We start from the raw sequence: 13721 nt of genomic DNA, 5'->3' as shown, positions 1-13721 counted from the left end.
GCCTGCCCCGCTTTTTGCGGGGTTGGCGATCGGCATGAAAAACAGTATGTGTCTGAAAGCATTCGCAATGCCGGAATCACCGGTGAATGCTTATCGGTCGGTCCCGTAGCTCAGTAGGATAGAGCGACAGATTCCTAATCTGTAGGCCACTGGTTCGAATCCAGTCGGGATCACCACCGAAATTAGCTTGTGAGCCAACCCGATTCCCAAAACAAGGCTAACTGCCTTGCTTCTTCAAATCGGTCATTCTAAGGAGCGCCATGATTTCATTGACTTGGTGGCAAATCATAATTGCCTTGCTGGTGATCTATTGGCCGATAACGATCCTCGGTGCCGCAGCTATCGTTGCGACAGGCTTTTTGGCCACCAAAAGCACGGCATGGCGGGCAACCTGGACAATTGTGGCTCTGTTTTTATCATCGCCGGTCTGGTGGTTCTTCCTGTTTGTCTGAGCTGTCTATACGCCCGTCACGATCTGGAACCATCACCACCACTACCCCTCATAAGGCCAGTTGGCCTGCGAGAAGACACCGCCATCGACCCAGATCGTCTGGCCGGTGACAAAACGCGCCGCATCGGACGCAAAGAACAGGACCGGGCCGGAAATATCCTCAGCCGTGCCCACCCTGCGCAGCGGCGTGATGCGCGCCCAGGTGCCCGCATAATCGGGCTGCTCTTCTGCTGTGCGTTCATTGAGGATCGCGCCGGGGGCCACACAATTCACCCGGATGCCGTGCGGTCCGAGCTCCACCGCCGAAGCCTTGGTGAACTGCTCTATCCCGCCCTTCGACGCCGTGTAGGAAACCAGTTTCGGAAAGGCGAGCTTGTTGCAGCCTGATCCGATATTGACGATGGCACCGCCCTTGTCTGCCTCCACCATGCGCTTTGCGGCAGCCTGCGTGTTGAGGAAACAGCCTTTCAGATTGGTGCGGATGACGTCGTCCCAGCCATCCTCGGAAAGCTCCAGCAAGGGTGCCCAGGTCTGGATGCCTGCATTGTTGACCAGCACGTCGGGCGCATCACCGAACCAGTCACAGACCTCATCGAAGAAGGCTTCGACCTCGACGCGCCTTCCGACATCGCAGCCAAGCCCCAGCGCCTGACCGCCCGCCTCCTCAATGGCTTCCACGAGCGATTGTGCAGCTTCGTCATCGTGCTTGTAGCTGAAGGCCACCGTGTAGCCCGCTTCGGCAAAAGCAGAAACAAGGTGCCTTCCGATGCCTGTGCTCCCACCCGTGACGACTGCAAATTCACCCATGCCAAATCCCTCCCGGAAGTATTCCCGGTCACGAATTTAATCGGTTTTCAGCGATGGTAAACCGGCAAAAAACAAAATACCTTCCGTATGAGTGCGTCCCGAAAAGTGTGAAACGCCTACGCAGCGAAATTAGTCCACTGGACTGATTTCTAATCCTGCTTCGATCAGAAAAGATGCGCGTCAAAACAAATATTTAGTACGAGGAGAGAAAATGAATCCTGACATCAAGGAAGCCAATGGCGCGTGTCACTGCGGGACCGTGCGTTTTCGCGTCAAACTATCCAATGGCCTGCATACAGCACGGCGCTGCACGTGCTCCTATTGCCGGATGCGCGGGGCTGTCGCTGTTTCCGCAGAACTGGACGAGCTGGACGTGTTTGAAGGGAAAGATGCGCTGACGCTCTACCAGTTCAATACCGGTACAGCGAAACATTATTTCTGCTCGAAATGCGGGATTTACACCTTCCACCAGCGCCGTTCCAATCCGCGCCAGTTCGGCGTGAATGCCGCTTGTCTGGAGGGCGTATCACCATTCGATTTTGCGGTCGTTGAAGTGACTGACGGAATCAATCATCCCGCCGATCATCCTGAAAGGAAAAGTTCTGATATTGTTGGTTATTTATATTATAAAGCGCTAAAATAATAGTAGCAACAAATTCAAAATAATACTTATATTTCGCCATCAATAGAACACATAATTCAAAATAATGAATATTGTCATTTATATTTTATGGAGATATATTTTGAAAGCAAATTATTGCGTGGCACTCGCCGTTATTTTTTCTTCTTTTGGACTGACGCAAACAAGCTATGCTCAGACAGCATCCAATGATGTTATGATCATCGCGACTCCGACCACGCAATCTGCGACGACGAACGGCGAAAAGGTCTTCTTCAGCCAGACCTTTCACATTGCCGTTGCCAATACGGGGGAAGCTGACATCAATCTCGACGATGTTTGCTTCATCGCCCATGGTGATACGGAGAAAACCTTCAACACTGATACGATCGATGAAAAGCTGGCATCCGGCATACTGAAACCGGGAGAGCAGGTGAAGGGCTTTGTCGCCTTCGCTACATCAGACAAATCTGTCTACGACGCACGAATTGTGAAAGCATCAAAAGACTGCAAGTGAAGCCGTCACAGGAGCGCAACAACTTCGCCGGATTTCCGGCGAAGTTGTTCGTCAGGCGGGACGATATTTGTTGTTTCTCTCCCATGAAAACAGAACTGGCGGTAGCGGATCGAAGCCGCGAATAATATCCGCACCCTTTTCGCCGATCATGATGGTCGGCGCATTGGTGTTGCAGGATGGAACGCGCGGCATGATCGAGCTGTCGCAAACCCGCAGGCCTTCAAGACCGCGCACTTTCAGATCGAGATCGACAACGGCCATCGCATCGGTTCCCATCTTGCAGGTGCCGACCGGATGATGATCGGTCTTGGCATTGGCGCAGGCATAATCGAACAGATCATCGTCACTGATGACCTTCGAGCCTGGCAGGCGCTCGGCCATGACATAGGGCTTCAATGCGTCCTGCTGCATGATTTCGCGCGCGATCTTCAGGCCTTCGAGCGACATTTTGCGATCATGCGGATCGCTCCAGTAATTGGGATCGATCAGGGGGGCTGTTGACGGATCATTGGAAGCAAGCCGCACCGTCCCGCGCGAACGCGGATGCAAATAGGCGGAATTGAGCGTCACGCCTGCATTCTTGAGCTTCTCGACGCCAGCTTCAATGCCCGAACCAAGCCCCAGATGGAACTGGATATCCGGCGAGCGGGCATCCGGATCAGCATACCAGAAGCCGCCGGTTTCAAAGAGGCTGGACGCCACCGGACCAGAGCGCAGAAAGATATATTGCAGGCCCGCGCCAAGCGTGCGGTGGAGCTTTGCGATGCCATCATAGGTGTGATCGCCCGTGCACTCGGCAATGACAAACAGATCAAGGTGATCCTGCATGTTCTCACCCACACCCGGCAGATCATGCTTCACACTCACGCCAGTTTCCTTAAGATGATCGGCCGGGCCGATACCCGATTGCAGCAGAAGTTTCGGCGAACCGATGGCGCCGGATGAAACAATCACTTCGCGGTTTGCCCGCAAGACTTCGCCGCTCATCAGTGTTACGCCGGTAACTAGGGTCTTTTCCAGCTCGATGTTGCGCGCTGGCGCATTGATGCGGATCGTCAGGTTCTGGCGATCCCTGATCGTCGCGAGATAGGCGAGTGATGCGGACGAGCGGCGTTGGTTGCGTTGGGTAAGCTGATAAAAGCCAACACCTGCCTGTTCGCGACCGTTGAAATCCGGATTATACGGAATACCGAGTTCTTGACCCGCGCGAATATAGGCGTCGCAGATCGGCAACGGCGCAGAAGGCATCGAAACGCCAAGCGGCCCGCCATAGGAATGAAAATCATCATTGAAGCGCTGATTGTCTTCGGCCCGTTTGAAATAGGGCAACACATGGCGATAGTCCCAGCCGGTGCAGCCGTCGTCGCCAGCCCATAGATCATAATCGGCTGCATTGCCGCGTGTATAAATCTGCGCATTGATGCTGGAGCCGCCGCCAATGACTTTCGCCTGCGTATAGCGCAGCACACGGTTTTTGAGGTGCTTCTGCGGAACGGTTTCCCAGCCCCAGCTCGCTACGCCCTTGGTCATCTTTGCAAACCCGGCAGGCATGTGAAACAGCGGGTTCCAGTCGCTGCCACCTGCCTCCAGCAACAGCACTTTTATCGATGCATCTTCGCTCAGACGATTGGCGAGAACGCAACCGGCAGGACCGCCGCCAACGATGATATAATCGTAATCCATCACGCCGTTCCTAAAGCTTTGCAATCGACAGGCCGCCATCGGCATGGATCGCCGAGCCCGTCGCAAAAATGAAATCGCCACCGGCAAGTCCGGCCACAATCGCGCCGACATCGCCCGCCTCTCCCCAGCGCTTCATCGGCACCAGACCGGCTTCGATCAGTCCGTCATAACGCTCAGCAACTTTCGCCGTCATATCGGTGCGTATGATGCCGGGACGGACCTCGAACACGCCGATCCGCGCTTCGGCGAGACGCAGCGCCAGCCCCTGCACGAAGGCTGTCAGACCCGCTTTGCTGATGCAGTAATCAAGCCGCTCCGGCGAAGTCATCACCGACGAAACCGAACTGATCGTCACAATGCTGCGTGGAAAACGCACTTCGGTTGCAGCCAGCATGACCTTCACCACGGCCTGCGTGAAAAACACCGTGCCGCGCAGATTCACATCCATGATCATGTCGAAATTTTCGGGCTTCAGCCCAAGAAAATCGCCGCGTTCAACCGAGCCCATGCCTGCATTGTTCACGAGACAGTCAATACCGCCGAATTGTTTCATCACTGCGGCAACGGTTGCCGCATGCATTCCAACGGCAGCCAGATCGCTTTCAAAGAAAGCCACTCGTCCGCCAAGCTCGCGCAATTCATGGATGACCGCATCGTCACATTCGCGGTCGGTAATCGCCAGATCGAAACCCTTGGCGGCCAGAGTGCGGGCAATGCCAAGCCCGATCCCGCGCCGACCGCCGGTTACCACTGCAACAGGTCGTTGATGGTTCATGCCAGCACCTCCCGGTTAAGACTGTCCGCCACGCGCAACGCCTGTGCGGCGATGGTCAGCGCCGGATTGACCGCCGCCGATGTCGGCAGGAACGACGCATCCACCACATGAAGATTGGGATGATCGTAAGCGCGGCAATAAGGATCAAGCGGCGCTGTCGCCGGATCGTTGCCGATGCGCACAGTTCCGCATTGATGCGACGGCGTACGCCGGTCGAAAGCGCGCGACAGCACGACCGGAAAGCCCGCCTGCCGGAGCGCTGATTTGAGCTTTTCGACCAGCATCAGATGCGCCTTCCAGTTACTGCGCACCCAATGCAGAATGATGCGGTCACCATCCACGCTCACACGACTTTCCGGCGACGGCAGATCCTCGCTCATCGCGTAAAAATCAATCGTATGCCCGGCAATGCGATTCAAAAGCCATTCGGGCACACGCGGCATATTGGATTTTAGGATCGCGCCCGACACCCGCCCCAGCAATTGCACATTGCCAAGCGGTGGTCCGCCTGCCCCGTCCGACAGATAGTAATCGTTGAAGCCAAAGGTCTTCTGGTAGATGCTGTCATTGCGATAGCGCGGATCGAAGGCGATCACGGCGCTGGAATTATGGTTCATGAAATTGCGGCCAACCTGATCGGAACGATTCGCCAGTCCCGAACGCAGCAAAAGTGCCGCCGACCGCACGGCACCGGCGGATAGAATGACCAGCTTGGGACGCAGGACCAGCACTTCGCCGTTCTTCACATAATGAACGGCTGTAATGGTTTTGCCGTCGGGCCCGGTTTCCAGCCGCGTTACCCGCGCCGAGGTTTCAAGCCGGACATTTGGATGTTTGAGCGCAAGTGCTAACGGACAGGTTTCCGCATCCATCTTGCCGTCATTGCTGTTGGGATGCGCGTCCCACGGCGTTTTGGCCTTCGCCAGCCAGCGCTCAATATCAACACCCAATGGCAAGGAAGCCGGATGCAGCCCCGCCTTTTTCAGCCGCGCACGCACATCGGCAATCGGACGTTCATCGCGGATGGCCGGATAGGAATAGGGCTTTGAATGATAGGGTTCTGTCGGGTCATCGCCCAACTCACCGCGCACCTGAAAAAGCTCTTCCGCCTTGCAATACCACGGCTCAAGCTCGTCATAGGCAAAGGGCCATGCCGGAGACACGCCTTCAAGATGCGCAAGCTCATCAAAATCCTCGCGCCGATAGCGCACCAGCACTGCGCCATAGAATTTGGAATTGCCGCCGACATTGTAATAATTGCCGGGATTGAAAGGCGTGCCATCGGTCTCGTACCAGAACTCCTTCGGGCGAAAGAAACCCTGTTGGAAAATAGCGCGCGGGTCGCGGTTTTCCGGCCTGTCCGGCAAATGCTCCCCTGCCTCAAGAATAAGAATGTCCGCACCTGATGCGCTCAGACCGGCGGCCATTGTTGCGCCGCCGATACCTGATCCGATGATGATAATATCCGGCTGTCCTCCCAAAGCCGTCACTCCCTACTTAGCCTGCGGCATCCACCAGCCAGTGCGGGCACCGATATGCATGTTGAGCGTCTTGGTTTCAGTGTAATCCTCCACCGCATGACGGCCCAGCTCGCGGCCCAGACCCGACTGGCGATAACCGCCAAAAGGCAGTTCTGGTGTGCCGTCCATGAAGGTGTTCATCCAGACCGTACCGGCGCGCACCTTGCGCCCGATGCTCATGCAGGTATCGAAATCACGGCTCCACACGCCTGCTGACAAGCCATAATCCACTGCATTGGCAATCGAAATTGCCTCATCCACCGTATCAAAAGACAGCACCGACAGAACCGGGCCGAACACTTCTTCACGCGCAACGGCCATGTCGGCTTTCACGCCAGCAATGATGGTCGGTCCCATATATTGGCCAAGGCCAAGATCCAGAACATCGCCGCCATGTGCAATTGCGGCACCCGCCTTTTTAGCCTGATCGACATAAGCGCCAACCTTGCTCAAATGCTGTGGCGTGATGATCGCGCCCACCTGCGTGCTGACATCGAGCGGATCGCCGACAATGACCTTTTTCGACAGATCGGCCACGCGCCCGACAATCTCATCGACAATCGAGCGATGCACGATCAGTCGCGAACCGGCATTGCAGCACTCACCCGCATTGAACCATGCGCCGAACACCGCAGCGTCGATAAAGGCATCCATATCCGCGTCCGGGAACAGGATTTGCGGGTTCTTGCCGCCAAGCTCCAGCGATACTTTTTTCAGTGTCTGAGCGGCATTGGCCATGGTCAGCTTGCCGACGCCAGTGGAGCCGGTGAACGACACCATGTCGACGTCCGGATGCGTACTCATATGCTGGCCAACGTCTGCGCCGGTTCCGGTGATGATATTGACGACACCATCCGGTAGCCCTGCTTCGGCCAGAATTTCGCCGAGTAACAATGTCGAACCCGATGTGAGTTCCGAAGGCTTCACCACCGCCGTACAACCCGCGGCCAAAGCAAATGGCAGCTTCTGGCCGACGATCAGGAACGGAAAATTCCAAGGCGTAATGATGGAAACAACACCAATTGCCTCGCGCAGCACAACACCAAGGGTGCCGTCACCCAGCGTATTATAGCTTTCACCATGCAAATCACGCGCGAGTGCTGCTGCATAGCGCCAGATATCCACGGAACCGGCAATTTCGCCGCGCACCTGAGAAATTGGTTTGCCGGCTTCAATCGCGTCGAGATAGGCAAGCTCTTCCGCCCGTGCTTCAATCAGATCGGCGGCTTTCAGCAAAATCAGCGAACGCTGTGATGCCGTTTTCGACGACCAGCGCCCGTCATCGAAAGCCTTGCGCGCACTCGCTACCGCCAATTCCACGTCGGCCTTGTCGCCGGCAGGATAGCGGCTTACCGTGACGCCATGGCCGGGTGCCACGCGCTCAATGCTGCCGCCGCTTTGACTGCCAACCCATTTGCCATCGATCAGCATCGAGAATTCGCGGACTTCCAGCCCGGTCAACGGCTGCGGCTTTACGACTACGCTCATCACCATTCTCCCTTAAAATTCGCTTCGCGCTTTTCGCTGAACGAGCGCACGCCTTCCTTCAGATCGCCAGTCTTGGCGACAAGGATGGAACCCAATGCCTCGACGGCGGTTCCATTGTCCTCGCCATTGGCGACGGACAGCATCAGTTTGGAAATTTCCAGCGCAGCCGGTCCGCGCTTGGCCACCCGCGCCGCATAGTCCTGCGCCGCCTGCAAGGCTGTGCCCGTCTCGACAACGGCATCCACAATTCCATGCGACAGCGCTTCCTCGGCCGTGAACATTTCACCGCCCAGCACCATGCGGCGTACAATCTGCGCACCGAAACGGCGCACGAGACGCTGTGTGCCCGACCAGCCGGGGATCATCCCAAGCGATGTTTCCGGCAGACCAATCTTTGCCTGTCGTTCAACAATGCGGATATCGGCGGCACCCGCCAGTTCCAGACCACCGCCCAGAGCATGTCCGTTCATCGCTGCGATCAGTGGCACACGCAAAGTCGCAAGCCGCTCGAACACCCGATGACCGTAGCGCACCCAGGCATGGCCGAATTCTGCCGGTTCCATGCCGCCCCAGGCCTTGATGTCACCACCTGCGGAAAAAGCCTTGCCTTCGCCGGTCAGGATCGCAACGCGCACGGTGCACTCCGCTTCCACCCGATCACAGGCCACAGACAATTCCTGCAGAAGCTCAATATCAAACGCATTGAGCTTTTCGGGCCGCTTGATGGTCATGACCGCGATGTGGTTCTCAATCGTGATTTCTATCCGTTGAGCCATTTAAGCCTCCAGCTTTCGCGCAGGCTTTTGCGGCAATTCTAGCCCGATCGGCTCTTCGCGGAACAGTCCGTCATCCATGAGTTTAAGCTTATCCGAAACAATCAGCGGAAACTCAGCTTGATCGAGAATATGCTTCTGCAAATCCACACCCGGCGCAATCTCGGTGAGCACAATGCCTTCTGGCGTGAGCTTCAAAACCGCGCGTTCGGTGACATAGGTAATATCCTGCCTCTGCTCGACCCCACGCGGACCGGAGAAGGTAACATGCTCAACCTCATTAACGAGCTTTTTGAGCTTACCTTCCTTCTCGATCACCAGCTTGCCGTCAGCGACCGACAATTTCGCCCCTGCATTGAACATGCCGGAGAAGACGATCTTCTTGGCCCTTGCAGTAATATCGACAAAACCGCCTGCGCCAGCAGTCACATGCGGACGGAATGACAGCTTCGACACATTGACCGAGCCGTCGCGTCCGATCTCAAGGAAGGACAGAAGCGAGGCGTCGAAGCCTGCGCCCTGAAAATAGGTGAACTGATAGGGCGATGGCATATAAGCATCAGCATTCGACGCGCAGCCAAAGGCAAAGTCGAGAAGCGGCACACCGCCAACTGCACCCTGCTCAATCACCCAGGTCACTGCACCATGCAGCCCCTCTTCCAGCAGAATGCGCGGCACATTGGCGGAAATGCCGAAGCCAAGATTGACCGCACTACCTGCCTGCAATTCCTGTGCAACACGCCGCGCAATCGCCTTCTGAATATTGAATTCGGCCAAGCGGAACGTATCGAGCGGACGGAAAATCTCGCCCGAAATTGCGGGGTCATAAACGGTCTGTGTGGTCTGCTTCTGGTCGGGATCAACGACGATATAGTCAACCAGAACGCCCGGCACGCGCACATCATGCGGTTTCAGTGTGCCTTCCTTGGCAATGCGCTTCACCTGCGCAATGACGATACCGCCATTGTTGCGTGCAGCCAGCGCCTGATCAAGACCACCAAGATAAGCACCCTCATGTTCATAGGTGAGATTGCCGCGCTCATCCGCAGTCGTTGCCCGGATGATAGTGACATGCGGCACGATATTGGGAAAATAGAGCCAGTCCTCACCTTCAAAACTGACCTGCTTGACGACAGGCTCTTCACGCGCCTTGTCGTTCATTGCCGATCCCTGACGCTTGGGATCAACGAAAGTATCAAGCCCCACTTTCGTCAGTACACCGGGACGCTTGGCAGCAGCCTCGCGATGCATGTCGAACAGAATGCCTGACGGAATATTATAGGCCGGAATTTCGTTATTTGTGATCAGCTGCCAGATCAACGGCGGCTCTGCGCTCGATGGTCCCGACGGATAGGAACCGCCGATGATCTTCTTGAGAAGCCCCTTCTTGGCAATGTAATCGACACCCTTGATCCCGCTCATATCGCCCGCAGCAATCGGATGCAGCGTGGTGATATTCTTCGGATGACCGGTTTCATCAAACCGCTCGCCAATGGCTTTCAGCATCATATCCGGACAGCCGAGACCGCTCGACGAGGAGACCGAAACGACAGCGTTGTCGGGAATAAGCGATGCTGCCTGCGCAAATGAAATATGTTTGCTCATAATTTTCAAAGTCCTGAATGAACGGCAGTTGCCTTACCGGTCTTTGCAGCCTCAAGCACGGCAAGCCCAGTCGCAAGTGACCAGATGCCATCCTCTAGAGTTGCGGAAGGCTGGCCTTTGCCTTCGATGGCATTATGGAAAGCCTGCAAGGCGGTTTCGTAGAGATTCTTCTGGTCGAGCGGCAATTCGTGCTCGCCGTCCTTGTCACGCAACAGAACCGAACCGACCGGCTTCTGCGTCATGACATTGCGTGCGATGAGCGAGCCTTCGCTACCATGCACTTCAAAGCCGGTTTCTGCATATTTGGTTGTGAACGCATCATGGAACTGGGCAATCACGCCGGAGGAGAAGCGCAGCACACCCATCACACCGTCTTCCAGCCCTGCGCCGCTGAGGCCCCCTTGCTGGCTGAAAGACACCGCTTCGACCGGGTTTTCACCCAGCACAAAGCGCAATGTATCGGCATCATGCACGGTAATATCGAGGATGACGCCGCCGCCCGCATCGGGTCGTTCAATGCGCCAGCCTTGCAAATGCGGCGGCAGATAAACCGCGTGGAAAACCCGCGCGGCAAGCACCTTGCCGATCTTGCCTGTAGCGATTGCATCCCGCATGGCGCGGTGGCTGGCAGCGTTACGCAAGTGATGGTTGGTGCCTGCCACAACGCCAGCCTCACGCACGGCTTTCAGCATCTGATGCGCGTCGCCAATCGTCAGCGCCAGCGGCTTTTCGCAGAGGATATGCTTAGCCGCTTTGGCGGCTGCAATTGCCTGATCGCGGTGCAGTTCATTGGTGGTGGAGATATAGACAGCGTCGATTTCCGGATCGGACAACAGCGCATCAAGGCTTGTCACAGAGCGGGCAATCCCGTTCTCTCGGGCATAGGTTTCGCCACGCGCGGCATTGGTGCTGTAAACGGAAACAACTTCGCCACCGGTGGCGCGAATGGCTCCGATCACCCACTCTTTTGCAATGGTGCTTGCGCCTATAAGGCCCCACTTTGCCATGCGTTTTTCTCCTCCTTTTTGGATTGCGCGCCGCAACTTGCCCGCACCGCAAGACGCACCGCCAAACGCTGCGCCTCCGCCTCCACCCGTTCCGAATTGATCTGTTTCAGCAAAAGCTGCGCCGCACGCTCTCCCAAACCTTGCGGATCGACAGCCACTGTCGTCAGTGCCGGAACAGCGGTCTTCGCTTCGATCACATCGTCAAAACCAACCACACCGAAATCGCGGCCCGGCTCCAGATTTGCAGCGCGCAAACCATCGCAAACGCCGAAAGCCACAGCGTCATTGAAGCACACCGCTGCCGTCGGTTTCATGCCTGCCCGCAGCATATGTTCAAGGGCCTCCACACCGCCTGCGCGCGAAGGAGGAGAGGTGAAGACCAGCGCATCATCAAAGGCGATACCGGCCTGCTCAAGACCCACGCGATAGCCGGAAACGCGCTCAGTAAATACCGCCGTATCCGCATAGCCGCCCATGAAGGCGATGTTCCTGTGACCGAGACCGACCAGATGTTCGACGGCCTTCGCGACGCCACCACGATTATCAGAAACAATCGACGAAACACCGGAACCCGGCACATCACGCACCATCTGCACAACCGGCAGGCCACTTTTTGCCAATGGTTTCAGATCACTAGCCTCGGTGCCCCGCGCCGGCGAAACAATCAGCCCGGCAATGCCATGCTCCCGCATCGAAGCAATCACCTCACGCTGGCGATCAATGCTTTCCGCCGTATTGGCCAAAAACTGCACATAGCCCGCCGATTGCATGACACGGTCAACACCCACGGCAAGCTCGGCAAAAAAACTGTTGGTAAGATCATTGACCACAAGGCCAATGATTTTCGACTTCGCCTGGCGGAGATTGGCCGCCGAACGGTTATAGACATAACCGAGTTTCTCGATTGCCTCCTGCACCTTGGCGCGGGTTTCGGCATGAACCAGCGGACTGTCACGCAGCACCAGCGAGACGGTCGATTTCGACACGCCAGCCTCGCGCGCAATGTCGATAACGGTGACGCTGTTCTTGCTCATACCCTGCTCCGGTTTCGATTATTGATTTAATTGGAACGTTCCAATGCTGTCAAGAGCTGAGAAAAGAACAGCGATTTGCCTTCACTTTGCCATAATTGAAAGCCCTTTTTCTGTACATATTTTTGAAGAAGTGCGCATTTCATACTCGAGAGCGCTGAAATCACATTTTTGCCTTAATTTTTGACCGGATTGCCATTTGGAACGTTCTAAACTAACAATCAAATATTCAAGCGTAGGAGCGACAAGGGGATGAGCGACCATCAAGTGACATTGCCGGATGGCAACGGAAGCCTGAGTTCCTACACGCTGATCGGGACGCCAACCCCGCGCCCGGCAAGCCCACCGCAGTTCAATCGCATCGCCTATGCGGCAGCGCATGTGGTTTCCGATCCGCTGAAAGATGCCCGCCCATGGAACGACCCGGCCATAGACTGGGACGCGACAATGGCTTTCCGGCATCATCTGTGGAGCTTCGGCTTCAGAATCGCGGAAGCGATGGATACGTCGCAGCGCGGCATGGGACTAAACTGGGCGGGCGCGCAGGAACTGATCCGCCGTTCACTGGCAGAAAGCAGGACCGTGGCAGGCGCTGATCTGGCCTCTGGCGCTGGCACAGATCACCTCGATCCGGCAGAGGCAAAAAGCCTTGATGACGTGATCAAGGCTTATGAGACGCAGGCCGGTTTCATCGAGAAACATGGGGGGCGTTTCATCCTGATGGCAAGCCGCGCACTGGCGCGCATTGCGAGATCGCCGGACGATTACGCCAAGGTCTATGGCCGGATTCTCGCCCAGGCCCGCGAAAAGGTCGTGCTGCACTGGCTGGGCGATATGTTCGATCCGCAGCTTGAAGGCTATTGGGGTTCGGAAAATTTCGACAATGCGCTTGATACGGTGATCGGCATCATCGAAGCCAATCGCGACAAGGTGGAAGGCATCAAGATTTCATTGCTGGAAGAGCGTTATGAAATCGCACTGCGTGACCGCCTGCCGGAAGGCGTGCTCTGTTTCACGGGGGACGATTTCAACTATGCGCCGCTGATCGAAGGCGACGGAAACAAGCATAGCCATGCGCTGCTCGGCATTTTCGATGCGGTCGCACCGCAAGCGTCCAGCGCGCTTGCAGCACTGGCAGCTGGCGACAATGCCCGCTTCCGCGCGATCATCGAGCCGACCGTGCCGCTATCGCGAAAAATCTTTGAAGCACCGACGCAATGTTACAAGGCGGGCGTTGTGTTTCTGGCCTGGCTGAACGGTCACCAGAACCATTTCACCATGCCCGCCGGAATGCAGTCGGCACGCGGTATTTTGCATTACGCCGACATTTTCCGCCTTGCCGATCGGGCCAATGTGCTCGACCGGCCGGACGTCGCCATAAGCCGCATGAGAAAGCTTCTGGCGATTTACGGCATGGAATGAAAACAGGCGGTGGCCTGTTTCTG

At 56.4% G+C, this 13721-nt stretch carries 13 protein-coding genes and 1 tRNA gene; 5 read left to right on the top strand and 9 right to left on the bottom strand.

The genetic code is table 11. The features are described from left to right. Positions 1-99: 99 nt before the first annotated feature. Positions 100-176 (top strand) — tRNA-Arg (locus HWX93_RS03735). A gap of 84 nt (positions 177-260) precedes the next feature. After that, positions 261-452, top strand: coding sequence for a hypothetical protein (locus HWX93_RS03730; protein ID WP_176036544.1), 192 nt, complete (start codon positions 261-263; stop codon positions 450-452). A gap of 41 nt (positions 453-493) precedes the next feature. On the opposite strand, the gene HWX93_RS03725 is transcribed toward HWX93_RS03730, so the two are convergent. Next, the gene (locus HWX93_RS03725; RefSeq protein WP_176036543.1) at positions 494-1258 is read right to left on the bottom strand and encodes an SDR family NAD(P)-dependent oxidoreductase; all 765 of its coding nucleotides are present in this window, start codon (positions 1256-1258) and stop codon (positions 494-496) included. A 211-nt stretch (positions 1259-1469) separates the two neighbouring features. On the opposite strand from HWX93_RS03725, the gene HWX93_RS03720 reads away from it, so the two are divergent. Both HWX93_RS03720 and HWX93_RS03715 read left to right on the top strand, forming a co-directional pair. Beyond that, the gene (locus tag HWX93_RS03720; protein WP_176036542.1) at positions 1470-1901 is read left to right on the top strand and encodes a GFA family protein; all 432 of its coding nucleotides are present in this window, start codon (positions 1470-1472) and stop codon (positions 1899-1901) included. A 100-nt stretch (positions 1902-2001) separates the two neighbouring features. Continuing rightward, positions 2002-2394, top strand: a complete 393-nt coding sequence (locus HWX93_RS03715; RefSeq protein ID WP_176036541.1) for a DUF4354 family protein — start codon at positions 2002-2004, stop codon at positions 2392-2394. 51 nt (positions 2395-2445) lie between these two features. Here the strand turns inward: HWX93_RS03715 and HWX93_RS03710 are convergent, their stop codons facing one another. The 8 genes from HWX93_RS03710 to HWX93_RS03675 are packed head-to-tail and all read right to left on the bottom strand — an operon-like array spanning position 2446 to position 12279. Beyond that, positions 2446-4077, bottom strand: a complete 1632-nt coding sequence (locus tag HWX93_RS03710; RefSeq protein WP_176036540.1) for a GMC family oxidoreductase — start codon at positions 4075-4077, stop codon at positions 2446-2448. 10 nt (positions 4078-4087) lie between these two features. Next, positions 4088-4852 (bottom strand): 3-ketoacyl-ACP reductase, encoded by a 765-nt coding sequence (locus tag HWX93_RS03705; protein WP_176036539.1) that lies wholly within the window; start codon positions 4850-4852, stop codon positions 4088-4090. Beyond that, a complete protein-coding gene (locus HWX93_RS03700) occupies positions 4849-6333 on the bottom strand; it encodes a GMC oxidoreductase (RefSeq protein WP_176036538.1) in 1485 nt (494 codons plus the stop codon). The genes HWX93_RS03705 and HWX93_RS03700 overlap by 4 nt, the downstream gene beginning before the upstream one ends. A 12-nt stretch (positions 6334-6345) precedes the next feature. Beyond that, positions 6346-7866 (bottom strand): aldehyde dehydrogenase family protein, encoded by a 1521-nt coding sequence (locus tag HWX93_RS03695; RefSeq protein ID WP_176036537.1) that lies wholly within the window; start codon positions 7864-7866, stop codon positions 6346-6348. Next, complete coding sequence (locus tag HWX93_RS03690) at positions 7860-8636, bottom strand: enoyl-CoA hydratase/isomerase family protein (RefSeq protein WP_176036536.1); 777 nt, start codon at positions 8634-8636, stop codon at positions 7860-7862. Before HWX93_RS03690 ends, HWX93_RS03695 begins: the two co-directional genes overlap by 7 nt. Then, complete coding sequence (locus HWX93_RS03685) at positions 8637-10238, bottom strand: acyl CoA:acetate/3-ketoacid CoA transferase (protein WP_176036535.1); 1602 nt, start codon at positions 10236-10238, stop codon at positions 8637-8639. It abuts the gene before it with no gap. Between the two features lie 5 nt (positions 10239-10243). Further along, a complete protein-coding gene (locus HWX93_RS03680) occupies positions 10244-11245 on the bottom strand; it encodes a Gfo/Idh/MocA family protein (protein WP_176036534.1) in 1002 nt (333 codons plus the stop codon). After that, positions 11224-12279, bottom strand: a complete 1056-nt coding sequence (locus HWX93_RS03675) for a LacI family DNA-binding transcriptional regulator (protein ID WP_176036533.1) — start codon at positions 12277-12279, stop codon at positions 11224-11226. The genes HWX93_RS03680 and HWX93_RS03675 overlap by 22 nt, the downstream gene beginning before the upstream one ends. Before the next feature lie 249 nt (positions 12280-12528). Between HWX93_RS03675 and HWX93_RS03670 the strand changes: the two genes are divergently transcribed. Further along, positions 12529-13698 (top strand): dihydrodipicolinate synthase family protein, encoded by a 1170-nt coding sequence (locus HWX93_RS03670; RefSeq protein WP_176036532.1) that lies wholly within the window; start codon positions 12529-12531, stop codon positions 13696-13698. Positions 13699-13721 lie beyond the last annotated feature (23 nt).

Source organism: Brucella tritici, assembly GCF_902825325.1.
In the GTDB taxonomy this organism is placed as follows: Bacteria; Pseudomonadota; Alphaproteobacteria; order Rhizobiales; family Rhizobiaceae; genus Brucella.
Note: the sequence above shows the minus strand (reverse complement) of the source record. Positions and strands in the feature narration are given on the sequence as shown.

Bases quoted from the DNA above. Each gene is read 5' to 3' on its own strand.
- HWX93_RS03730 (WP_176036544.1), top strand. From the start codon at position 261: ATGATTTCATTGACTTGGTGGCAAATCATAATTGCCTTGCTGGTGATC.
- HWX93_RS03725 (WP_176036543.1), bottom strand. From the start codon at position 1,258: ATGGGTGAATTTGCAGTCGTCACGGGTGGGAGCACAGGCATCGGAAGG.
- HWX93_RS03720 (WP_176036542.1), top strand. From the start codon at position 1,470: ATGAATCCTGACATCAAGGAAGCCAATGGCGCGTGTCACTGCGGGACC.
- HWX93_RS03710 (WP_176036540.1), bottom strand. From the start codon at position 4,077: ATGGATTACGATTATATCATCGTTGGCGGCGGTCCTGCCGGTTGCGTT.
- HWX93_RS03705 (WP_176036539.1), bottom strand. From the start codon at position 4,852: ATGAACCATCAACGACCTGTTGCAGTGGTAACCGGCGGTCGGCGCGGG.
- HWX93_RS03695 (WP_176036537.1), bottom strand. From the start codon at position 7,866: ATGGTGATGAGCGTAGTCGTAAAGCCGCAGCCGTTGACCGGGCTGGAA.
- HWX93_RS03690 (WP_176036536.1), bottom strand. From the start codon at position 8,636: ATGGCTCAACGGATAGAAATCACGATTGAGAACCACATCGCGGTCATG.
- HWX93_RS03685 (WP_176036535.1), bottom strand. From the start codon at position 10,238: ATGAGCAAACATATTTCATTTGCGCAGGCAGCATCGCTTATTCCCGAC.
- HWX93_RS03680 (WP_176036534.1), bottom strand. From the start codon at position 11,245: ATGGCAAAGTGGGGCCTTATAGGCGCAAGCACCATTGCAAAAGAGTGG.
- HWX93_RS03675 (WP_176036533.1), bottom strand. From the start codon at position 12,279: ATGAGCAAGAACAGCGTCACCGTTATCGACATTGCGCGCGAGGCTGGC.
- HWX93_RS03670 (WP_176036532.1), top strand. From the start codon at position 12,529: ATGAGCGACCATCAAGTGACATTGCCGGATGGCAACGGAAGCCTGAGT.